This is a genomic window from Mesorhizobium marinum (genome assembly GCF_040813675.1).
Taxonomy (GTDB): Bacteria; Pseudomonadota; Alphaproteobacteria; order Rhizobiales; family Rhizobiaceae; genus Mesorhizobium_K; species Mesorhizobium_K marinum.
The window spans coordinates 177,738-199,736 of sequence record NZ_JBFOCI010000005.1; the positions used below are offsets into that span (position 1 = coordinate 177,738).

General features: G+C 67.5%; 18 protein-coding genes. 9 read left to right on the plus strand and 9 right to left on the minus strand.

Going from position 1 to position 21,999, the window contains the following annotated elements:
• The first annotated feature begins 74 nt into the window (after positions 1–74).
• A complete protein-coding gene (locus tag ABUE31_RS16760) occupies positions 75–1,094 on the plus strand; it encodes a LacI family DNA-binding transcriptional regulator (protein ID WP_367725037.1) in 1,020 nt (339 codons plus the stop codon).
• Positions 1,095–1,155: 61 nt separating this feature from the next.
• On the opposite strand, the gene ABUE31_RS16765 is transcribed toward ABUE31_RS16760, so the two are convergent.
• From ABUE31_RS16765 to ABUE31_RS16780, 4 genes are all read right to left on the minus strand, one after another.
• Positions 1,156–1,902: an ATP-binding cassette domain-containing protein gene (locus ABUE31_RS16765; protein WP_367724824.1), complete on the minus strand. Its 747-nt coding sequence runs from the start codon at positions 1,900–1,902 to the stop codon at positions 1,156–1,158.
• Positions 1,895–2,974: an ABC transporter permease subunit gene (locus ABUE31_RS16770; protein WP_367724825.1), complete on the minus strand. Its 1,080-nt coding sequence runs from the start codon at positions 2,972–2,974 to the stop codon at positions 1,895–1,897. The genes ABUE31_RS16765 and ABUE31_RS16770 overlap by 8 nt, the downstream gene beginning before the upstream one ends.
• 100 nt (positions 2,975–3,074) lie before the next feature.
• The gene (locus tag ABUE31_RS16775; protein ID WP_367724826.1) at positions 3,075–4,064 is read right to left on the minus strand and encodes an ABC transporter substrate-binding protein; all 990 of its coding nucleotides are present in this window, start codon (positions 4,062–4,064) and stop codon (positions 3,075–3,077) included.
• A 290-nt stretch (positions 4,065–4,354) separates the two neighbouring features.
• On the minus strand, positions 4,355–5,230 hold the full coding sequence (locus ABUE31_RS16780; protein ID WP_367725038.1) for a sugar-binding transcriptional regulator: 876 nt from the start codon (positions 5,228–5,230) through the stop codon (positions 4,355–4,357).
• A 154-nt stretch (positions 5,231–5,384) separates the two neighbouring features.
• On the opposite strand from ABUE31_RS16780, the gene ABUE31_RS16785 reads away from it, so the two are divergent.
• Positions 5,385–6,299 carry a tagatose-bisphosphate aldolase gene (locus tag ABUE31_RS16785; protein WP_367724827.1) on the plus strand — a complete coding sequence of 305 codons (915 nt, stop codon included), beginning with the start codon at positions 5,385–5,387 and terminating at the stop codon, positions 6,297–6,299.
• Between the two features lie 15 nt (positions 6,300–6,314).
• Positions 6,315–7,751: an ROK family protein gene (locus tag ABUE31_RS16790; RefSeq protein ID WP_367724828.1), complete on the plus strand. Its 1,437-nt coding sequence runs from the start codon at positions 6,315–6,317 to the stop codon at positions 7,749–7,751.
• 12 nt (positions 7,752–7,763) lie between these two features.
• On the opposite strand, the gene ABUE31_RS16795 is transcribed toward ABUE31_RS16790, so the two are convergent.
• From ABUE31_RS16795 to ABUE31_RS16815, 5 genes are all read right to left on the minus strand, one after another.
• Complete coding sequence (locus tag ABUE31_RS16795; RefSeq protein WP_367724829.1) at positions 7,764–8,813, minus strand: L-idonate 5-dehydrogenase; 1,050 nt, start codon at positions 8,811–8,813, stop codon at positions 7,764–7,766.
• Positions 8,810–10,216, minus strand: a complete 1,407-nt coding sequence (locus ABUE31_RS16800; RefSeq protein WP_367724830.1) for a TRAP transporter large permease — start codon at positions 10,214–10,216, stop codon at positions 8,810–8,812. The genes ABUE31_RS16795 and ABUE31_RS16800 overlap by 4 nt, the downstream gene beginning before the upstream one ends.
• Before the next feature lie 4 nt (positions 10,217–10,220).
• On the minus strand, positions 10,221–10,784 hold the full coding sequence (locus tag ABUE31_RS16805; protein ID WP_367724831.1) for a TRAP transporter small permease: 564 nt from the start codon (positions 10,782–10,784) through the stop codon (positions 10,221–10,223).
• Between the two features lie 98 nt (positions 10,785–10,882).
• Positions 10,883–11,857, minus strand: coding sequence for a sialic acid TRAP transporter substrate-binding protein SiaP (locus ABUE31_RS16810; RefSeq protein WP_367724832.1), 975 nt, complete (start codon positions 11,855–11,857; stop codon positions 10,883–10,885).
• A 58-nt stretch (positions 11,858–11,915) separates the two neighbouring features.
• Positions 11,916–12,623, minus strand: a complete 708-nt coding sequence (locus tag ABUE31_RS16815) for a FadR/GntR family transcriptional regulator (protein ID WP_367724833.1) — start codon at positions 12,621–12,623, stop codon at positions 11,916–11,918.
• 241 nt (positions 12,624–12,864) lie between these two features.
• On the opposite strand from ABUE31_RS16815, the gene ABUE31_RS16820 reads away from it, so the two are divergent.
• From ABUE31_RS16820 to ABUE31_RS16845, 6 genes are all read left to right on the plus strand, one after another.
• Positions 12,865–14,271 (plus strand): ABC transporter substrate-binding protein, encoded by a 1,407-nt coding sequence (locus ABUE31_RS16820; protein WP_367724834.1) that lies wholly within the window; start codon positions 12,865–12,867, stop codon positions 14,269–14,271.
• 9 nt (positions 14,272–14,280) lie between these two features.
• Entirely contained in the window at positions 14,281–16,212 is a 1,932-nt protein-coding gene (locus ABUE31_RS16825) for an ATP-binding protein (protein ID WP_367724835.1), read from the plus strand.
• Positions 16,199–17,554 (plus strand): sigma-54-dependent transcriptional regulator, encoded by a 1,356-nt coding sequence (locus ABUE31_RS16830; protein ID WP_367724836.1) that lies wholly within the window; start codon positions 16,199–16,201, stop codon positions 17,552–17,554. The genes ABUE31_RS16825 and ABUE31_RS16830 overlap by 14 nt, the downstream gene beginning before the upstream one ends.
• 177 nt (positions 17,555–17,731) lie before the next feature.
• Positions 17,732–19,048, plus strand: coding sequence for an ABC transporter substrate-binding protein (locus tag ABUE31_RS16835; protein WP_367724837.1), 1,317 nt, complete (start codon positions 17,732–17,734; stop codon positions 19,046–19,048).
• Positions 19,049–19,157: 109 nt separating this feature from the next.
• A complete protein-coding gene (locus ABUE31_RS16840; RefSeq protein WP_367724838.1) occupies positions 19,158–20,879 on the plus strand; it encodes an ABC transporter permease in 1,722 nt (573 codons plus the stop codon).
• Between the two features lie 9 nt (positions 20,880–20,888).
• Positions 20,889–21,986 carry an ABC transporter ATP-binding protein gene (locus ABUE31_RS16845; RefSeq protein ID WP_367724839.1) on the plus strand — a complete coding sequence of 366 codons (1,098 nt, stop codon included), beginning with the start codon at positions 20,889–20,891 and terminating at the stop codon, positions 21,984–21,986.
• The last annotated feature ends 13 nt before the right edge of the window (positions 21,987–21,999 follow it).

Here is a 21,999-nt window from a genome sequence, read left to right on the forward strand (position 1 = left end):
TTGCGTCGAACCCGGGCGGACTTCCGCCCCGACCCGCATGGACGACGATCGTGAAGGCCAGACAGATCCGGACGATGGAGGAGTTCGCCGAGGCGGTCGGCCTGTCGCGCCCGACCGTCTCCAAATACTTCCAGAACCCGGATTCGGTAAGGCCCAAGCTGCGCCAGAAGATCGAGGCAGGGCTCAAGGAAACCGGCTTCCGGCCGAACCTGTTCGCCGTCAACCTCAACCGCCGGCGCACCAAGATCCTGGGGCTGATCTTCCCGAGTTCGCTGGACCCCTTCTACACGGGACTGCGGCGGCGCATCGAATCGCAGGCGACCGCGCTCGGCTACATGCCCTTCGTGTTCTCCTCGGACGGCCGGGCCAAGCTCGAAGCCGACGCGCTGGAGACGCTGTCCTCCCTCAACGCCGCCGGCGTGATCATGGCGCCGGTCAGCGGCGACGATGCGCACCGAACCAAGGTCAAGGCGCTGGCCAAGAAGATCCCGGTCGTCTTCATCGACGCCCCGTTCGACGAGGAAGAGGATTTCGTCGGCACCAACAACGGCCAGTCGATGGCCCTGATCACCGACTACCTCACCCGCTTCGAGGACGCCCCCTGCTACTTCGACATGCCGTGGGTGAACTCCAACGCCCGCGACCGCCGCGAGGCCTACATCGCGACGATGCATCGCCGCGGCCTCGAGCCGGTGATCATCCCGCTGACGTGGTCGCAGGACTGGGACTTCGAGCGCTACGCCTTCGAAGAAGCGTCGCGCATCCTGCGCGAGGGCGGGTTCCCTACCCGCGTCGTTCTCTGCGGCAACGACCGTGTCGCCTTCGGCGTGCTCGCCGCGCTGCACCAGGCCGGCCGCAAGGTCGGGATCACGCCCGACTGCGACCTGCGCGTCGCCGGTCACGACAACCAGCCGCTCTCCGAATACATCTGGCCGCCGCTGACCACGGTCCAGCAGAACACCGCCGAGATGGGGCGCCGGGCGCTCGACATGCTGCTCGCCCGCATCGACCTCGCGCACAGCGCCGGCAAGCCGCGGCCGCGCGGCGAGCATGTTCTGGTCGACGGCGACCTCATCCTGCGCTCCTCCGCCTGAGCGCGCACGGGCGTCGCGGGCGCAGCCGGCGCGCGGCAGTCGTGCGGCGACGCGCAAGGCGTCAGCCGCCGACCATGAGCTTGACCACTTCGTCATGGGTCGTTTCGGAGATTTTCCGCTCGCCGGCGGTAACGCCGCGGCGCAGCACCACGATGCGATCGGACACGGCGAAAATGTCCTGCAGGTTGTGCGAGATGAAGATGACGCCCCTGCCCTGCGCCTTGAGCTGCTTGATGAGCGAGATGACCTTGCGCTGCTCGGGCACGCCAAGCGCCGCCGTCGGCTCGTCCATGATGAGGACCTGCGCGTTCCAGTAGACGGCGCGGCCGATCGCCACCGCCTGGCGCTGTCCGCCCGAGAAGTTGGAGACCGGCGCTTCCATGCGAGAGACATGGAAGTCGAGCAGCGCCATCGTCTCGCGGGCGGCGTCGGCCATCTTGCGGCGGTCGAGCACCGGCAGGAACCCGAAGGCCCGCCGCATCGGCTCGCGACCGAGGAAGATGTTGGCGCCGATGGTCAGGTTGTCGGCCAGCGCGAGGTCCTGGTAGATCGTCTCGATGCCCTTGTCGCGGGCCTCCTGGGGCGTGCCGAAATCGACCGTCTCGCCCTTCAGCCGGATCTCGCCGGACGTCGGGCGGTAGACGCCCGAGATCGCCTTGATGAGCGTCGTCTTGCCGGCGCCGTTGTCGCCGGCAAGGGCGACGACTTCGCCGGGATGGACCACCATCGACACCTCGTGCAAGGCGCGGACGGCTCCGAAATGCTTGGAGACGCTGCTGACTTCCAGCAGGGGGGCGACGCTACTCATCCTGGCGACCTCCACTGAAGCGACGTTGAGCCTGGTCGATCAGGACCGAAATGATGATGACCACGCCGACGCTGATGAACTGCCAGAACGGCTCGACGTTCACGAACACCAGGCCGTACTGGATGACGGCGATGACGAAGGCGCCGGCAACCGTGCCGATGATCGTGCCCGACCCGCCGAAGAGGCTGGCGCCGCCGATGACGACCGCGGCCACGCTGTCGAGCAGCAGCGGCTCGCCGGCCTGCGCGGCGCCGGCGTTGAAGCGGGCGGCGTAGAGCACGCCAGCCATGCCGGCACAGCATGCGGAGAGGATGTAGAGGCGCAGGAGATGCGACTTGATGTCGATGCCGGCGCGCCGCGCCGCCTGTGCGTTGGCGCCGATCGCATAGTTGTGCTGGCCGAAGCGCGTCTGGCTGAGCAGATAGTGCATGACCAGCACGAACAGAGCGGTGATGATGACGATGTAGGGCACGTTCATGATGCGCCCGTTGCCGATCGTGGCGAAGAAGGAGTTGCTGACCGGGACGGTGGTGCCGCCAGCGAGCAGGAAGGCGACGCCGCGCGCGACGCCGAACATGCCGAGCGTGCCGATGAAGGGCGGGACGCGCAGCCGCGAGACGAGCAGCCCGTTGATCGTGCCGGGAATGGCGGCGACCAGGATCGCCACCATGAAGCCGATCAGGACCGCCATCGGCATGCCCAGCCCGGGCGTCACGGCGTTGATCGTGTGGGCGGCGACGACGGCCGCAAGGCCCATGATGAAGCCGAGCGACAGGTCGATGCCGCCGGAAATGATGACGAAGGTCTGCCCGGTGGCCAGCAGCAGCGGCGCCACCGCGAAGATGGCGATCGACTGCAGGTTGAACGGGTTGAGGATGAAGGTGCCGCCGAACTCGAGGCGCGCCCATGCCTCGAAACCGAGGACCAATGCGAGCAGGAACAGCCAGGCGCGCAGGTCGGCGATGCGCTGGACCAGGGTCTTCGCCTTGTCGGCGTGATCGGCCTGCGGCTTGACTTGAATCTCTTCAGCGGCTGCGCCGGCCAGCGGCTCGCCTGTATCGGAAGCTGTCATATGCTCCCCTTCCCGTGGCGGTCAGCGCTGGCTGGCCGGTGATGACGAAGGCGTGGGTCGGCTCCCCGCGACAGCGCGGGGAGCCGACCGATGCGGCTGCCTATTCCGAGTAGATGTACTTGGCGACGTTCGGGTCATCGACGTTGGACTTGTCGATGACGGTGAAGCCGGTGCCGATCGACACGGGGATCGACTGTCCGGTCACGTGCGCATAGGCCGAGACCACGCCGTAGTAGCCGATTTCGGCGGGGTGCTGGGCAATCGCCACGTCGACCAGGCCGGTCTTGATGTTGTCGACGATCGAGGTCGGCGCATCGAAGGCCACGACCTTGATGTTGCCGGTCTGGCCAGCCTGCTGCACGCCGTTGCCGGCGCCGAGAGCCGAGAACAGGTTGGCGCCGAACACGCCCTTCAGGTCGGCGTTGCGGGCGAACACCGCCTGCAACTGGCTCGCGGCCTTGTTCGCGTCGTTCTCGTTGAACTGCGTCTCGAGAACCGTGATCTTCGGGAACTCCTCGGCCATCGCGGTCTTGAAGCCTTCCTCGCGCTGGTCGGTGGTCGAGATGCCCGGCTTGACGTTGGACACGTAGACCTTGCCTTCGCCGCCGATCGCCGCAGCAAGCGCGCGCGCCGCCATCTTGCCGCCGAGAACGTTGTCGGAGGCGATGTAGGAGTACGGGAAGTCGGCGTCGCCGGCCCCGGTCTGGTACTTGCCGTTGCCGATGAAGGTGTCGACCGTGATCACCGGGATGCCGGCGTCGTTGGCCTTGCGCAGCGGCTCGACGAGCTGGGTGGTGTCGGTCGGCGCGATCAGGATCGCCGAGGGCTTGCGCGCGATGACCGCGTCGAGCACCGGAACCTGGACGACCGGGTTGAACTCCGGACCGCCCTGGAAGACCAGTTCGACGCCGAGCGCGTCGGCGGCAGCCTGGGCGCCCTTGCGCATGGTGATGTAGAACGCATCGGTGGTCAGGCCGGGGATCAGCGCGATCGTGTGCTTCTCCTGGGCCAGTGCGGCGCCGGAGCTGATCCCGACGGCTGCGACGGCGGCCAGGGCCACCGCGGACTTGAGTACTGAACGACGCTTCATGGAACTCCTCCCTTTTGCAAGCTTCACGGCGACCGGCGGCCGCCGCATCCTCTAGAACCAGGCATCGGACCGGAACCCGGCCCGCAATTCTCGCTGGAAGCGCTGCTCTCTCGCCAGATCCGCAGACCCGCTGACGGACCCCCGGCGATCGCTTCCCTCCTCCCGCGCGGCGACGATGCGGGCACCCTCGCCTAGCGTCCGCGAATTAAGACGCAGACGCCGGTTGGCTGTCAATGGATTTGTGCGGGCAAACATGAAAATTTCCGCGCCGCAAAATTTGAAATCGCTCCTCATGGCAGATCCAGCAGCGCCTCGGCCGTCCCCGCATCGGTGACCAGCGCCGATATCAGGCGCGCCTTTGCCGCCCCGCGGATCGCCCGCGCCTTCGCCTCGCCGACGGCGACGCCGATGACCAACGGCGCGTGGCGAAACTGCTTGGCCGACATGGCGATCATGCGCTTGCCGGCCTCGGGATCGAGGAGCACGCCCTCGGCATCGAAGTAGTGGCGCATCACGTCGCCGGCCGCGTCCGGATGATGCTCCGGACCCGAGGCCGCGGTCTCGTGCGGCAGGCCGATGCCGACCACGGCGGCATCGACCCTGTCCCAAAGCGCGACGTTGTCGGCGACTACCGGGTCGGCGAGATAGGCGCGCCGCGACGCCCGCGACGGCAGATACGGCGCATGGACGAAATGCGGCGTGCCGCCGAGTTGCAGCGCGGCCAGGCGCACGAACTCGTTGATCTGGAAGTGCGGCTGATGCTGCTGCATGCCGCCCATCGCAGGCACGGTGAGCACGCCGGGAATTTCCGGAAGCCCGGCCTCGATCACGGCGCGCACCGCCCGCCCCCAGCCGATCGCCAGCACAGATCCCGCGGCGAGGCCGGCTTCCTGAAGCAGCGCGCCGACGGGGCCGCCCAGCGACGCCAGAGCGCCGGCGCCGGTCGCCTCGACGATCGAAGCCGTCTTCAGCGACAGCTTCCGGACGACCTCCTTCGCCAGATATTCAGGAGCCGCGAGGTCGCGCACCTCGATGCGCACGATGCCTTCCGCACGCGCCTTCTGCAGCAGCCTGGAGATGGTCGCCGTCGACAGGTCGAGCCGCTTTGCGACCTCGACCTGGCTGAGATCACCCTCGTAGTGCAGCTTCGCGACCGTATGCAGCAGCGCGCGCGACACGGCCTGGCCGGGTGTTGAGGAGCGTGACAGCTTGCAAATCCTTTCTGCAATATGTTACAGGATAGACCATTGTTCGCTGGCACGCAATCACTTCAGTGTTGGCGCATCGCCGCCAGCGCGGTGCCGAGGAGATTTTCGAAGCATGGCACGGATGACCACCGCGGAACGCCGCGGCTACCAGCAGATTTGCGACGCCGACGGAGCCATGATGGTGATCGCCTGCGACCAGCGTGGCGGCATGCGCTCGCTGCTTGCGGCCGACCCGGACGAGCAGGCCAAGATCGGCAACGACACGCTCGGCGAGACCAAGGCCGACATCACCCGATACCTGGCGAGCAAGGCGACCTGCGTGCTGGTCGACCCGATCTGCGCGGTGCCGCAGCTGGTCGACGACGGCGTGCTCGACCGCGGGACGGCGCTGCTCATCGGGCTCGACGCCTCCGGCTGGGACACGTCGCCGGAAGGCTACCGGCTCTCCAAGCTGGTCGACGGCGTCGATGCGCGCCACGTTCGCGCCCTCGGCGCGACCGGCGGCAAGATCATGGTCTACCTCAGGTCTGACACGCCGGCCGCGAACGAACACAACATTGCGATCCTTCGGCAGGTCATCGATGATTTCGCGCGCGAGGACCTGCTCCTGGTCACCGAATTCCTGACCTACCGGCTGGAGGGCGAAAGCGCCGAAGACTACCAGGCGAAAATTCCGGAACTGATCCAGGGCGGCACCAAAATCTGCCTCGACCTCGGGGCCAAGGTGCTCAAGCTGCCCTACCCCGGCTCGGCGGAGTCCTGCGCGGCGGTCACGCGGCTTGCAGGCGACGTGCCGTGGGCGGTGCTGTCCGCCGGCGTCGACCATGCGACGTTCCTGGGCCAGGTCGAAACCGCCATGGCTGAGGGCGCGTCGGGCGTCATCGCCGGGCGCTCGCTCTGGAAAGACTGTATCTCGCTCGACCGCGCCGTCACGCGCGAGCGGCTGGAGACGGTCGCCGTCCCCCGTCTGCGCGAACTGCAGGCGATCATCGCCCGCTATCACGCGCCGGCCGCCAGGGTCGCCTGATTGTCGCCGGCAGCCTTGCCCGCAACCTCGATCGGCGTCGACATCGGCGGCACCAACATTCGGGCCGCCCGCGTCGCCGCCGACGGCGCCATCCTGGCGCGCGCCCGCACCGCCAGTTCGGCGGACCCTGCCGTCGTGCTCGACCGCGTCGAGGCGCTGATCGCAGAGATCGACGATCCCTCGGTCGAGGGGATCGGCATCGGCGTGCCCGGCCAGGTGGATTTCCGTACGCGCAAAGTGCTGTCGGGCGGCTATGTCGACCTTTCCTCCGCGCCGGTCTGCGAGCGGATCGAGGCGCGCTTCGGCCGCCCCGTCGTCATCGACAATGACGGCAACATGGCGCTGGTGGCGGAGGCGCGCTGCGGCGCGGCCAGGGGCCGCAACGACGCGGTGATGCTGACCATCGGAACCGGCATCGGCGGCGCGATCCTCACCGGCGGAACGATCTTTCGCGGCGCCGGCGCGGCCGGACAACTCGGCCACGTGGTGGTCGACGCGGACGGCATCGTCTGCAAATGCGGCCGCCGCGGCTGCGTCGAAACCGTCAGTTCGGGCACTGCGCTCGGTCGACATATCGCAGCAGCGGGTCTCGATGCGGCAACCACGGCGACCGACCTGCTCGCCAGGCGCGTGGCGGGCGACAAGCAGGCCGACGCGGTGCTGCGCGCCTGGGCGCAGCCGCTGCGCGCCGCCATCGACAGCCTCGCGGCGGCATTTTCGCCCGAGACGGTGGTTCTCGGCGGCGGGCTCGGCGGCGCGGCGGTCGCAGCACTATCGGCCCATCCCGACCTTTCGTCCTGGTTCAGATACGCGCTGGTCCCGGCGCAGCTTGGCGACGACGCCGGCATGATCGGCGCGGCGCTTTCCGCCGCGCGGGTCAAAGCCGCGACCGGCAAACGGCTGGTCATGGTCAACGGCGTGCCGGCGAGCGGCAAGAGCCACGTCGCGGCCGCGCTGGCTCGCGAAACCGGCTGGCCCGTGCTGTCGCTCGACACCGTCAAGGAGCCGTTCCTGCGCGAGATCGACGGCGTCGACCGCCCGTTCAACCGCAAGCTCGGCCGGGCAAGCCTGGCGGCGATGTTCGCCATCCTGCGCGATGCCCCCGCCGGCACGACGGTCATCATGGACGCCTGGTTCGGCTTCCAGCCGCGCGCCTTCGTCGAGGGCCTGCTCGATGACGCAGGCGTGGACGCCATCGCCGAACTCTGGTGCTCGGCGCCGCCAGACGTCATCGGCAAGCGCTACGGCGCGCGCGCGGCAAGCCGCCTGCCCGGCCATCCCGGCCCCGAATATGTCGGGGAACTGGTGGAACTCGCCGCCCGCGCCGAGCCGGCGCGTTTCGGTCCCGTGCAGGACGTCGACACCACGGCGGCTTTCGACCCGAAGGCGGCGTGCGCCTTCCTCGAGCGGGCGCTGGCGGAGCAGGGAGCGCAGGCTCTCCCTTCGCGGTAAGGCTGGCCGCCGTCAGTCGCGGCTCAGCACGACCTTGACGCTCTTCGACCGATCGAGCGCGAGGCGGAACGCCGCCTCGGCGGAAGACAGCGGGAACTGCGCGGTGACCAGCCTCGTCACGTCGACGGCCCCGTCGACGATCAGGGACACGGCGTCATAGAATTCCCGCCCGAAGCGGAAGCTGCCCCTGAAATCGAGCTCCTTCGCCATCACGGCATTGGCGGGCGCCGGGAACTGCCCGCCGGGCAGGTTGCCGACCTGAACCAGGACGCCGCCGCGCCGCACGGCGGAAATCGCCGACGCCAGACCGGCAGGCGATCCCGTCACCTCGAAGGCGACGTCGAACAGGCGTTCCGCAGCCGCGTCCGCCAGCTCATCCGACCCGTCGCCGACATTGACGACGCGGTCAGCCCCGAGCTCTCCGGCAAACGCCAGCGGCGCCGGCGCGATGTCGACCATGGTGACGGCGGCGCATCCCTTGAGCTTGGCCGCCAGCATGGTCAGGAGACCGATCGGGCCGGCTCCGAACACCACCGCGTTGCGGTCGCGAATATCGCCGGCGCGCGTCACCGCATGCAGGCAGACCGCCAGCGGCTCGGCAAGCGCGGCCGCGGCATAGGGCGTCGCGGCGGGCACTTTTACGCATTGCGCCGGGATCGCGTCGAAATGGTCGGCGAAGCCCCCCTGCATGTGCGGCGTCTTCGACGCGGAGCCCATGAAATAGATGTTCTCGCAGAGGTTCGGGCGATCCGCCCGGCAATAGACGCAGTGGCCGCACCAGCGCGACGGATTGACCGCAACCCGGTCGCCGACCGAGAGGCCCGGGGCTTCGCCGGCGATCTCGACGATGTCGCCGGCGACCTCATGGCCCAGGATGAGAGGCGACCGCACCACGAAATCGCCGGTGCGGGCATGGCGAAAGTAGTGCAGGTCCGAGCCGCAGATGCCGCCCGCGCCGAAACGCACGCGCACCATGCCCGGCGCAAGCGGCCCGGGATCGCACGCGACGAGGCGCAGGTCCTCCGGCGCGAACAGCGTGGCGGCGAGCGCGGCGCCCGTCATCGGATCAGCCCGAGCTGCGTCGGCAGCCACAGCGTAATCTGCGGGATGAAGGTGATGAGCAGGAGCGCCGCCACCAGCGGCACGAGCCACGGAAGGATCGCCCAGGTCGTGCGCTCGATGGACAGTTTCGAGATTCGCGACAGCACGAACAGGATCATGCCGACGGGCGGCGTCAACAGGCCGATCATCAGGTTGAGGGTGATGATCAGGCCGAGATGCACGGGATCGATGCCGTAGCGCGCGGCGACCGGCATCAGGATCGGCACCAGGATGGTGATCGCGGCGATGGTGTCGAGGAAGCAGCCGACGACCAGCAGCAGCAGGTTCACCAGGATCAGGAACGTCCACCAGTCGTCGGTGAGCGAGAAGACGAAGTCGGAAAACAGCGCCGCAGCCTGGCTGACGGTCAGGAGCCAGGCGAAGATCGACGCCGCTGTGACGATGAAGAGGACGGACGCCGTCGTCTCGATCGTGTCGAAACTCGCCTTGACCAGGGTGCGCAGCGTCATCGTGCGGTAGCGCACGAGGCCGAGGAAGAGCGACCAGATGACGGCGGCCATTGCGGCTTCCGTCGGCGTGAACCAGCCCATGGTCATGCCGCCGATGAGGATCACCGGCGTCATCAGCGCCATGACGGCCGAGAAGTCGTAGTACCAGTCGAGGGCGATCAGCGCGATCAGCGCGAGGCCGACGGCGATGTTGAGAGACAGGCCGGCTGCGTAGAGCGCATAGACAGCGACCGGGAAGGCCAGGACGACCAGGATCTCCAGCGACGCCGCGAACAGCCGGCGGACGCTGAAAGGCGTGTCGGAGCCCCAGCCGCGGCGATAGGCGAAGAAGGCGATCGTCGCCATCATCAGGCCGGTCATGACGAGGCCCGGCAGGATGCCGGCCATGAACAGCGCGCCGATCGAGACGTTGGCCATCATGCCGTAGATGACGAACGGCAGCGACGGCGGGAAGATCGGGCCGAGGGTCGCCGAGGCGGCCGTCACACCGACCGCTGCCTCGACGGGATAGCCGTGGTCGCGCATCGCCTTGATCTCGATCGTGCCGATGCCGGCGGCGTCAGCCAGCGCCGTCCCCGACATGCCGGAGAAGACGACCGACCCGATCACGTTGACCTGCGCCAGTCCGCCCTTCATCCAGCCGACCAGCGCCAGCGCGAAGCTGTAGATGCGGCCGGTCACCCCGGCGATGTTCATCAGGTTGCCGGCGAGCACGAAGAAGGGAACGGCGAGCAACGGGAAGCTCTCGACGCCGGCGATCATGCGTTGCGCGGCGATGATGTCGGGCGCGACGCCGTAGATGACGAGATAGAGCAGCGACGAGGTGGCGAGCGCGACCGCTACCGGCGCGCCGACCAGCATCAGAAGCAGGAAGGAACCGATCAGGACCAGCATCGCCTCAGCCTCCCGCCGGTCCGGGTTCGTCGAGCCGCGGCCCCTCCTCGCGCCAGTCGTGCACGAACACCTGCACTGCGCGCAGGAACATCAGAACGAAGGCGGCGAACACTGCGTAGAAGACGATGCCGCGCGGCAGGTCGATGGTCACCATGCGCTCGCCGCCGACGACCGCGACGTAGCGCCAGAGCAGCCAGCTGGCGTAGGCGAAGAAGCCGATGGTCACCAGGTCGACTGCCAGCGCGAGCCAGCGGCCGGCGGTACGCGGCAGGTAGCGGTAGATGAAGTCGACGCGGATGTGCCGGCTCATGCGCACGCACATCGCCGATCCCAGGAAGACGGTGACGATCAGGCAGTTGATCGCGATCTCCTCGGTCCAGGCGAGGCTGTTGTTGAGCACGTAGCGGGTGAAGAACTGCAGGAACACGCACAGCGACATGCCCCAGAAGGCGGCGAGCGTCACCCAGTCCTCGATAGCGTGGCCGGACAGATCAACCGGCTCGGCTTCCTCCTCGAAAGCCTGCGCCATCTCCTCGGCGGTGATCTGCGAGTGGTGGTCCTCGGACATGGCGTCAACCTTCGGCTGTCGGGCGATAGCACTTGCGCAAAGACATCGGGACAGAGCCCGGCGCCGCACGGCGCCGGGCTCGATCCGCTGACGCCGGATTACTGGATGGCGCGGATCGCCTCCCAGTCGGCCTTGTTGTAGCCGAACTCCTCGAAGGTGACCTTTTCGATGACGTTGTTCTCGAAGTCGGAACGGTCGACCTCGGTGACGGTCAGCCCGCGATCCTTGAACACCTGCACGAGTTCCTTCTCGCGCGCGACGATCTTCTCGGTGGCGCGTGCCGCGGCTTCCTGCATCACCTCGGTGAATATCTGCTTGTCCTCGTCGGACAGCGAGGCCCAGCGCGACTTCGACACGATGGTGTTGAGGTGGTCGACGATGTGGCCGGTGAGCACGATGTGCTTCTGCACCTCGTAGAACTTCTTCGCCTCGATGGTGGTCAGCGGGTTTTCCTGCGCCTCGACGGTGCCGTTCTGCAGGGCGAGATAGACCTCGGCGAAGGCGATAGGCGCAGTGTTGGCGCCGCAGGCTCGCGGCATCGCCAGGTAGGCCGGCACGTCGGGAACGCGGATCTTCAGGCCGGCCATGTCGGCGCACTTGGCGATCGGCCGGTTCGACGTGGTATGGCGCGTGCCGTAGTAGGTGGTCGCCGTGATGTGGTGGCCGGACTTTTCCTCATAGCCCTTGGTGAGCGCCTTGTAGGTATCGCTCTTGGTGTAGTTGAGCAGGTGCGCGGCGTCGCGGAAGATGAAGGGGTAGTAGGTGACGCCGATCGGCGCGTATTCGCGCGCCGCGAAGCTGGACCCCGAGATGATGATGTCGACCGTTCCCAGGGTCAGGCCCTGGTTGATGTCGGACTCCTTGCCGAGCTGCGACGCCGGGAAGACGTCGACCGTGTAGCGCCCGTCGGTGCGCTTGGCGATCTCCTCGGCCGCCCACACGGATTCGGTGTGGAACGGCTCAGACGTCTCGTAGACGTGCGCCCACTTGAGCGCGGTCTGGGCCGATGCCGGGGCACAGGCGAGAACCAGGGCGCCGAGCGCCGAGGCGAGGACTGCGTATTTCCTGGACATGTATTTCCTCCTCAGGTTGACGTTCGGCCGATTTCCTCCCGGCCTTTGCTTGGCGAGCTCAGGGCTCGAATCTCTCGCCGAAGTTGCGCGAGAATCTGAGTTGCGACAGCTGCAGGTGCCTCTGCATGGCCTCCTTGGCGCCCTCGGCGTCATGCGCGGCGATGGCGTCGCGGACGGCCTCGTGCTCGTCCGCGGCCGCAAGCCACGACTGGTCGTTCTCGAAATAGCTGGACAGGCGCTCGAAGAAGGGATTGAGGCGCTGGTCGAACATCTCGCCGACGACCCGCACCAGGACGGCGTTTCCGAGAATGCCGGCCACGCCCGTGTGGAAATCGCGGTCGAGCACGATCGTCTCCCTGGACGGGTGGCTGCTTGTCCGCATGCGCGCGAGGATGTCGTCCAGCCTGCCGATATCCTCGGCGCCCGCATGGAGCGCGGCTTCGGCCGCCACCGCGCCCTCGACGAACTCGCGGGCGCGCAGCAATTCGAACGGTCCTTCGTCATTGTCGCGGGCGCGCGCCGGCGCAGGGTCCCGGACCGCGCGAACGTAGATGCCCGAGCCGACGCGGATGCGCACCCGCCCTTCCACCTCGAGCGCAATCAGGGCCTCGCGCACGGTCGGCCGCGACAGGCCGAACTGCTGCGCCAGCTCGCGCTCGGTCGGCAGGCGGGCGCCGACGGGATACTCGCCGTTGTCGATCAGCTGCCTCAGCTGGTCGGCAACCTGGCGGTAGAGCCGCGGGGTTTCGATGGCGTGTATGGGCATCGTCCCCGCCCCTCCCCGGCAGGATCGCAACCGTGCAATCGGTCAAATGGTCTGACCGATTTCACACTGCGGTCAGAATCGGACCGAGTCAAGCAACCAGCCGACAGGGCCAATTCGCCGCTTGCGAAGGTGCTGACTTTCCTGCCTGGAACATAGATTTTGCCACCCGGGGGGTGCTGTCATAGTTTGTCGCCGGCTGCAGCGGCCGAGGCGCCGCGCATGGAACATGGGGAAACGGTCCGTGAAACCGGGCAGGATCGATCAAGACATCGCCGCGACGCACCGCCGCGCGCAGCGCTTCGGCGCCGTCTCGCGCCTTCTGGCGGTCGCCATCCTGGCCGCCGCCACTATAGGGGTCCTGCCGCAGGCCGCGCGGGCCAACTACGGATCGACGCAGCTCAGGGTGCTGACGTCCTTTCCGCAATCCTTCTACGAACCGTTCGAGCAGGCCTTCGAGCGGTCGAACCCGGGAATCGACCTGGTCGTCGTCCAGCGCAACACCGCAAACGGCATGCGCCTGATCCTGGAGCGTCCCGACTTCGACGCCGACATGTTCTGGGCGTCGGCGCCGGACGCCTTCGAAGTCCTGAAGGCAAAAGGGCAGCTCAGCCGGACCACCGCGCGCAATACCGGCGCGCCGGAACTGGTTTCCGGCTATCCGGTCAACGATCCCGACCACTACTATCTCGGCTTCGCGCTTTCGGGCTACGGCTTTGTCTACAACCCGGCCTACCTGGCCGCGCACAACCTGCCGGTGCCCACGACATGGGCCGACCTGACCAAGCCGGTCTATGACGGGCATATCGGAATCAGCTCGCCGTCCCGTTCGGGCACCACCCACCTGATCGTCGAGATCATCCTGCAGACCTATGGCTGGGACGATGGCTGGGCCCTGCTGTCGAGGCTCGGCGGCAACCTGTCCACCGTGACGGCGCGCAGCTTCGGAGTTCCCTCCGGCGTCGTCCAGCGCCGGTTCGGCGTGGGCATCACCATCGACTTCCTGGCGCAGCCGACCGAACGGCCGGACGCGGTCCGCTTCGTCCTGCCGCACAATACGGTGTTCGTGCCGGCCAGCATCGCGATCCTCGCCCGCAGCCGGAACGACGCCGCCGCCGAGCGCTTTCTCGACTTCGTGCTTTCGCTGGAGGGGCAATCGCTGCTGCTGACGCGCGGGATCGACCGCATCCCGGTCGTCCCAGGGCTGCGCGACGCGGCGGCCGAGCCGGCGCGTCCCTTCGACTTTCCAGGGCTGATGAACGGCAAGACGTTCGACGCGTCGCTGTCGGCCAGCCGCTACAACATGGTGAACCTGCTGTTCGACGAGTTCATCGTGCGCAAGCGGCCGGTGCTGGCCAGCCTGTGGCGACGCGTCAACATCATCTCTTCGGCCGCGCCCAGCCCGCAGGCGCAGGAGCGGATCGACGAAGCCGTGCGGGAACTCGTCGGCCCGCCGCTGGCCGAGGCCAGGGCGGTCGACCGCTCCGGCGCGCTCAGCATCGACGACATGCCGGCGGGCTTGCCCGGTTCCGAAGCGCTGCAGGACTTCACGCACGAGTTGCGCTCGTCGATCGAGGTCCGCCTTCGGCGCGCCGGCGAGATCCTGGACGCGCTGGCCCCGCCGCAGGACGAACGCGGGCTGTTGCGCTGAGCGATGACAATGGCTTTGCAAGGAGGCGCCGACAGCTCCCCGACCGGATTGGCGCGACGCTCGCGCCACGGTATCGGCTTCCGGCTCGGGGCGGCGTTCGTCACCATCGTCGGTCTGGCCGTGGGCGCCTGCATCGTCGGCTGGCTGTCCTATGTGAGCCTGTCCGGCGAACTCTCGCAGATCGCCCGCTCGCAGATGCCGCGGCTGGCTTTCGCCACCCGGCTCTCCAAGACCGGGGCCGACATCAGCTCGGTGATGCCGAACCTCGCCAGCAGCCCTACACGATCCGGCTACACCGCCATCCGGGCCGTCTACGCGCAGCGCCTGGATACGCTGAACGCCGTGCTCGCCGAAATGCAGGCGGCCGATCTCGACAACGGCGAGTTCGGCCCGCTGGTCGAATCGATCAACCGGAACCTGTCTGAACTCGACATCGCATCGGGCCGGCGCTTCACCCTGCAGGAAGAGATGCGCGCGGACCTCGACGAGCTCCGCTGGGTGCAGACGGACCTGCTGGGCGAAGCCGAGCCGCTGGTCGACGACGTCCGTTTCAACATGGAGACCGAACTCAAGGCGGATGCACGCGAGGCGCGCATCCTGAACGAGCAGCGCAAGAGCGAGGCGCTGATGTCGGTGATTGCGCAGGCGAGCCTCGCCACCGGCCTGATCGCCCGGCTGGTCGACCTGAATTCGGTCGAGGACATCCAGGAGACGATCGCCTATCTCGGCGATTCAACCGATGCCCTGAGGCTCGGCCAGCAGACGCTGGCCGACTGGCCGGACAGCATCACCGTCCGGCAACTGGCCGAACGCATCCTGTCGAGCGCCGACGTCACCGCGGGCCTGCCGCATACCAAGCGCTCCGAGCTGATCGAACGCGGCAACGTGCAGGCGCTCGCCAACGAGAACCGCAGACTGGTCGAGGAACTCGGACAGCGCATCGGCCTGGAGGTGGGCGCGGCGCAGGCGAGCGGCCGGCTGGCTTCGGAACGCGCGGAGCGGGCCATCGCCACCGGCAGCGGCGTCCTGCTGGCGATCGCCGTGCTGTCGGTAGCCGCCGCGCTGGCGATCGGCTACTTCTATGTCCACAGGAACCTGCTGGCCCGCATCCGGGCGCTGGCCGAATCGGCTTTCGACATCTCGGCCGGGCAGCCGGGCGCGACCATGGCGGTGTCCAGCCGCGACGAACTCGGCGACCTCGCGAGCGCGCTCAACGTCTTTCGCCACACCCGCGACGAACTCATCCAGTCGGCCAAGCTGGCGGCGCTCGGCCAGATGGCGGCGGGCATCGGCCACGAACTCAAGCAGCCGCTCGCCGCCATCCGCTCCCATACCCACAATGGCGGCGTGCTGATCGAGCGGGGCGACCCTGACAAGGCCATGCAAAGCCTTGAGAAGATCGGCCAGCTGACGCAGCGCATGAGCAACCAGATCGGGCACCTGCGCCGTTTCGCGCGCCTGCCGGACAGCCGGATCGGCCCGGTTGACCTTGCCGCCGCGGTCGAGGGCGCGACAAGCCTGCTCGCGCACCGCTTCCAGGACGAGGACGCGGTTCTGACTGTGTCGCTGCAGGAGGCACTGCCCCTCGTGATCGCCGAGGGCGTGCGGCTGGAACAGGTGTTCGTCAACCTGATCGCCAACGCCATGGATGCCGTGGCCGGCCGCGACGAGAGGACGATCAGGCTCACCGCCAGATCGATCGGCGAGCGGGTCGAGATCACGGTCGAGGATACCGGCGGCGGGATCGTCGCCGACGACGTCAACGTCATCTTCGACCCCTTCTTCACCACCAAGCCGCCCAGCTCGGGACTCGGCCTGGGGCTGTCGATCACCTATAACATCCTCAAAGACTTCGGCGGCGGCGTGACGGTTTTGCGCACCTCGCCGGAGGGCACATCCTTCCTCGTAACGCTCAGGGCCGCAGCGGATGACCGCAGTTGACGTGATCTTCATCGATGACGACCCGCAGGTCCTCGAGGCGTATTCCGAAACGCTGGAACTGGAGCAGTTCAAGGTTGCGTCCAGCCGCGACGCCGCTGGCGCGCTCGCGGGGATCACCGGCGAATCCGCGAGCGTGGTGCTGACCGACGTGCGCATGCCTTCGCGCGACGGCTTCGACGTCCTCGAACTGGTGAAAACCATCGACGAGGAAATTCCGGTCGTGCTGATCACCGGCCATGGCGACGTGCCGATGGCGCTGCGCGCGCTTCGCGCCGGAGCCTGGGATTTCCTGGAGAAGCCGGCCGATCCCGTCCTGCTGGTCGAGACCATCCGGCGCGGGCTGAACCATCGCAGGCTGGTTCTCGAAAACCGCCGGCTTCGGGTGGCGGTCGACGGACAGGGCGACTGGGAGCGACGCATCATCGGCCATGCCGACGCGACGGTGGCCATGCGGCGCGCGCTGATGCGGCTCGCCGATCTCGACACCGATGTCCTGATCGTCGGCGAGACCGGGACCGGCAAGGAGGTCGCCGCCCGCGCGCTACACGATTTCGGCGCGCGCGCGAAGCATCCCTTCGTGGCGGTCAATTGCGGCGCGATCCCCGAGACCATGCTGGAGACCGAGCTGTTCGGCCACGAGCCCGGCGCCTTCACCGGCGCGAGGGACCGCCGCATCGGCAAGATCGAATACGCCAATCGCGGCACGCTGTTCCTGGACGAGATCGAGTCGATGACCGCCGCCGCCCAGGTCCGCCTTCTTCGCGTCCTGCAGGAGCGCAAGCTGGAGCGGCTTGGCTCCAACAAGGAAATTCCCGTGGACCTAAGGGTCGTCACCGCGACAAAGACGCCGCTGGCCGATCTGGTCCGGCAGGGACGGTTCCGGGAGGACCTGTCCTACCGCCTCGACGTCGCCCGCGTGGTGCTGCCGCCGCTGCGCGAGCGCCACGGCGACATCGCCCTCCTGTTCAGGCATTTCGTCGACCAGGCGGCGCGGCGGTACGACCGGCCCGTCCGCGACATCGACGCACGCACCCTGCAGCAACTCGGCCAGAAGGAATGGCCGGGCAACATCCGCGAGTTGCGCAACGCGGCCGAACGCTACGCGCTGGCCATCGACGACGTCGCCGATCCCGCACCGGCAACGCCATTTGCACCGACGGGAGGAAGCCTCGAAGAGCAGATGGATGCGCACGAGGCGGCGATCATCGCTAGCACGCTTGCCAGTTTCGGCGGGCGCATCGGCGAGACCGCGGGCGCGCTCGGCATCTCCCGCAAGACGCTCTATCTCAAGATGAAGAAGCTGGGCCTCTCTCAGGAAGCCGCCGCATCGCCGGGTTCCTGACTCGGCCAGGGCGTTACATTCTTTTCCCCTTGGCGCTCCCGCGATGTTACCGATTTTTCCCATCGCGCGAAGGCTTCAGAAGCTAACTTATTGTAATCGTTCAGCCCATCGATCTGGCACGCAACCTGCAAAGTCCTTTGCGCCGGCCCCGCCAAGGGTCCGCAAGTGGAGGAAAACATGATCAGATCGATAACGGCGGCAGCGCTGCTCGCGCTTGCCGCATCTACGAGCGCCTATGCCGAAGGCGGCAAGGTAACCATCGTCACGTCGTTCTCGAAGGACGTGACCGACCCGTTCAAGGCTGGCTTCGAGGCCGCGCACCCCGGCGTCACGCTCGACGTCCAGAACAAGAATACCAGCGCCGGCGTGAAATATCTCGCCGAGACGAAGTCCAACAACCAGGTCGACCTGTTCTGGGCCTCGGCCCCCGACGCGTTCGAGAACCTGAAGAGCCAGGACCTGCTGGCGAAGTTCAGCCCGTCCGTCACCGGCCTGCCGGACAAGGTCGGCTCCTACAGCGTGAACGACCCGGACGGCTACTATTTCGGCTTCGCCGCATCGGGCTACGGCATCATGTGGAACGACCGCTATCTCGAGGCCAACGGCATCGCCAAGCCCGCCGAGTGGATCGATCTGGTCAAGCCCGAATATCACGACCACGTGGCGATCGCGGCGCCGTCGCGCTCCGGCACCACGCACCTGACCATCGAGACCATTCTCCAGGGCGAAGGCTGGGACAAGGGCTGGGGCACGCTCAAGGCGATCGGCGGCAACCTCCAGCAGGTTACCGAGCGCTCCTTCGGCGTGCCGGACGCCGTCAATTCGGGCCAGACCGGCATCGGCATCGTCATCGACTTCTTCGCCTTCTCGGCGCAGGGCAGCGGCTTCCCGGTCGGCTTCGCCTACCCGTCGGTGACGACGGTCGTGCCGGCCAATATCGGCATCGTCGCCAATGCGCCGAACGCCGACGGCGCAGCGAAGTTCATCAACTTCCTGCTCGGCGAGGACGGGCAGACGATCCTGCTCGAACCGGCGATCCGCAGGCTTCCGGTCAACCCCGCCATCTATGCCAAGGCGCCGGAGGGCTTTCCGAACCCGTTCACCGATCCGCGCTTCCAGTCGATGATCACCTTCAGCGCGGAAACCTCATCGAGCCGGTCCGACGTCGTCGACGTGCTCTTCGACCAGCTGATCTCGTTCCAGCTCGACAACCTCAAGGGTGCATCGGCGGCGATCCATGCGGCGAGCAAGGCGCTCGAGGGCAAGGATAACGCCGAGGCCAGCGCGAAGCTCGACGAAGCCCGCGCGCTGATCGCCGCGATGCCGATCACGGCCGAGCAGGCCGCCAGCCCCGAGATCGGCGACGCCTTCACGGGCGGCGACCAGAAGACCAGCCGCCAGGCCGAGCTCGAGCAGCAGTGGGCGGCGTTCGCCGACAAGAACTACGCCGACGCCAAGGCCAAGGCCGAGGAAGCGCTCGCCCTGGTCAACTAGCGGCAGAGCGCGGCCGGCGTCCTCGATGCCGGCCGCCTCCCCTCGCCCGGCTTCCCGCGCCCCGCGACGCGGCACGGGCAGATCAACCCAGATTCCGGAACCGCCCGACATGACAGCCATCACCGTCAGCAGGGCCGCGCAGATCCGCTTTTCGCCAGGTCAATGGCTGACCGCGGGTCTCATCGTGGCTTTCCTCGGCCTCTTCCTGATCGTCCCGACGGGTACGGTCATCTACACCGCCTTCGTCGAACGGGGGACCGGCACGCTGACGCTCGTCAACTTCGCCGACTTCTTCCGGTCGGAGCTGTTCGTCAGGTCGTTCTGGAATTCCGTCTACGTCTCGGCGATGTCGGTGGTCTGGGGCACCGTCTTTGCCTTGCCGCTCGCCGTGCTGACCACCCGCTTCGATTTCCGCGGCGCGATGGTGGTGCAGACGCTGGGCTTCATCCCGCTCATCATGCCGCCCTTCGTCGGCGCGGTCGCCATGCAGCTGCTGTTTGGCCGCAACGGCACGGTGAACCTGCTGCTGAACGACATGTTCGGCTTCAGGATCCCCTTCATGGACGGCCTGAACGGGGTCATCTTCGTGCAGTCGCTGCACTACTTCCCGTTCATCCTGATCAACCTCTCGGCCAGCCTCCGCAACATCGACCAGTCGATGGAGGAAGCTGCCCAGAACCTGGGATCGTCGGGCTTCCGGTTGATGCGGCGCATCGTCCTGCCGCTGGCCATGCCGGGCTACCTGGCCGGCGCATCGCTGGTGTTCGTCAAGGTGTTCGACGACCTGGCCACGCCGCTGCTGCTCAACGTCAAGGACATGCTGGCCCCTCAGGCCTATCTGCGCATCACCTCGATCGGGATCGCGGATCCGATGGGCTACGTCATCTCGGTCATCCTGATCGTCGTCTCGATCACCGCCATGTGGCTGTCGGCGGTCGCCATGCGCAACAAGGACTATTCGACGGTCCAGCGCGGCGGCGGCGGCATGGCGCGGCGCAAGCTCACGACGGGCCAGAGCATCGTCGCCTACGGGATCGTCGGGTTGATCCTGCTGCTCGTGCTGTCGCCGCATATCGGCCTGTTCCTGCTGTCGATCGCCACCGTCTGGTCTTTCAGCCCGCTGCCGGACGGCTTCACCTTCGCCCATTACGGACGCGTGCTTGAGGACAGCTCGGTCTACATCAAGAACACGCTGATCTACGCATCGCTGGCGGGGCTGATCGACGTCATCATCGGCAGCGCGATCGCCTATCTGGTCCTGCGCACCAAGCTGGTCGGCCGGCAATGGCTCGACTGGGCGGCGACGGCGGCGCTCGCGGTTCCGGGCGTCGTGCTGGGCATCGGCTACCTGCGCACCTTCTACGGCGTGACCCTGCCCGACGGAACGCCGCTGGCGACGCTATGGTTCATGGTCGTGCTGGCGCTGGCGATACGTCGCCTGCCCTACGCGCTCAGGTCCTGCTACGCGGCGCTCCAGCAGATCTCCCCGTCGCTCGAAGAGGCGGCGGAAAACCTCGGCGCCACCAAGGTGCGCACCGTCCGGCGCATCGTCCTGCCGCTGATGATCGGCGGCATCCTCGCCGGCTTCGTCACCAGCTTCGCGACGGCGGCCGTCGAGCTCTCGGCCACCCTGATGCTGATCCAGAGCAACGCCGACGCACCGATCGCCTACGGGCTCTACGTCTTCATGCAGTCGGCGGCAGGTCGCGGCCCGGGCGCCGCGCTCGGCATCATCGCCGTGATCCTCGTCGCGCTCTGCACCTTCGCTTCACACTACGTTCTCGAACGCTCGCGTCGGCTCGTCGAACAGAGCCACGGAACACGGCACTAGGAGTTGGTCATGACCGGCAACAGAAAACACTCGGACGACAAGCCGCAGGCGAAGGACATCCGCATCAGGGACACCAACGTCTTCTACAGCAACTTCCACGCCCTGAAAGACATCAACCTCGACATCGAGCCGGGAGAGTTCTTCGCCTTCCTGGGCCCGTCCGGCTGCGGCAAGACCACGCTGCTGCGCCTCATCGCCGGCTTCGTGGAGGCGCGGACGGGAAGCGTGCAGGTGGCGGGAAGCGAGATCCTCAGCCTTCCGCCATGGCGACGGGACATCGGCATGGTCTTCCAGTCCTATGCGCTCTGGCCGCACCTGAGCGTCTGGAAGAACGTCGCGTTCGGGCTCGAGGAGCGGCGGCTGCCGGCCGCGGAGATCAAGCAGCGTGTCGGCGCCGCGCTCGAGATCGTCGGGCTGAATCACCTCGGCAACCGCCGCCCGTCGCAGCTGTCCGGCGGCCAGCAGCAGCGCGTGGCGCTTGCCCGCACCATCGCCATCGAGCCCAAGGTGCTGCTGCTCGACGAGCCGCTGTCCAACCTCGACGCCAAGATGCGCGTGCAGGTGAGGCGCGAACTGCGCGACCTGCAGCAGCGCCTCGGCCTCACCACCATCTTCGTTACCCACGACCAGGAGGAAGCCAACACGATCTGCGACCGCATCGCCGTGTTCCGCGACGGCGAAATCCAGCAGACCGGTGCGCCGATGCAGCTCTACGAACGCCCGAACAACCTGTTCGTCGCCGGCTTCCTGGGCACCGCCAATATCCTGGAGGGTCGCGTCGAGGGCAGCGGCTCCTCGCGCGCCTTCGAGGTGGCCGGCGGCGGCAGCATCCCGGTGCCGGCCGACGCGCACGTGCCGCCCGGCGCGAAGCTCGTTTTCCGCCCGCAATACGCGACGATCGGCACGGTCGAGCCAGACGCGGTGCCGCTCGCCGGCGCCATCGCACACCGCGAGTTCCTGGGCGCCACGGTGCGATACGGCGTCGAGATCGGCAAATCCACCGTGCTCGTCGACGCCCCCTTCCATTCGGGCGACGCGCTTCTTTCGCCGGGCAGCAAGACCGTGCTCGGCATCAAGCCGGGATCCGCGCTGTGGCTCGCCGCCTGACACGTCCGACCGA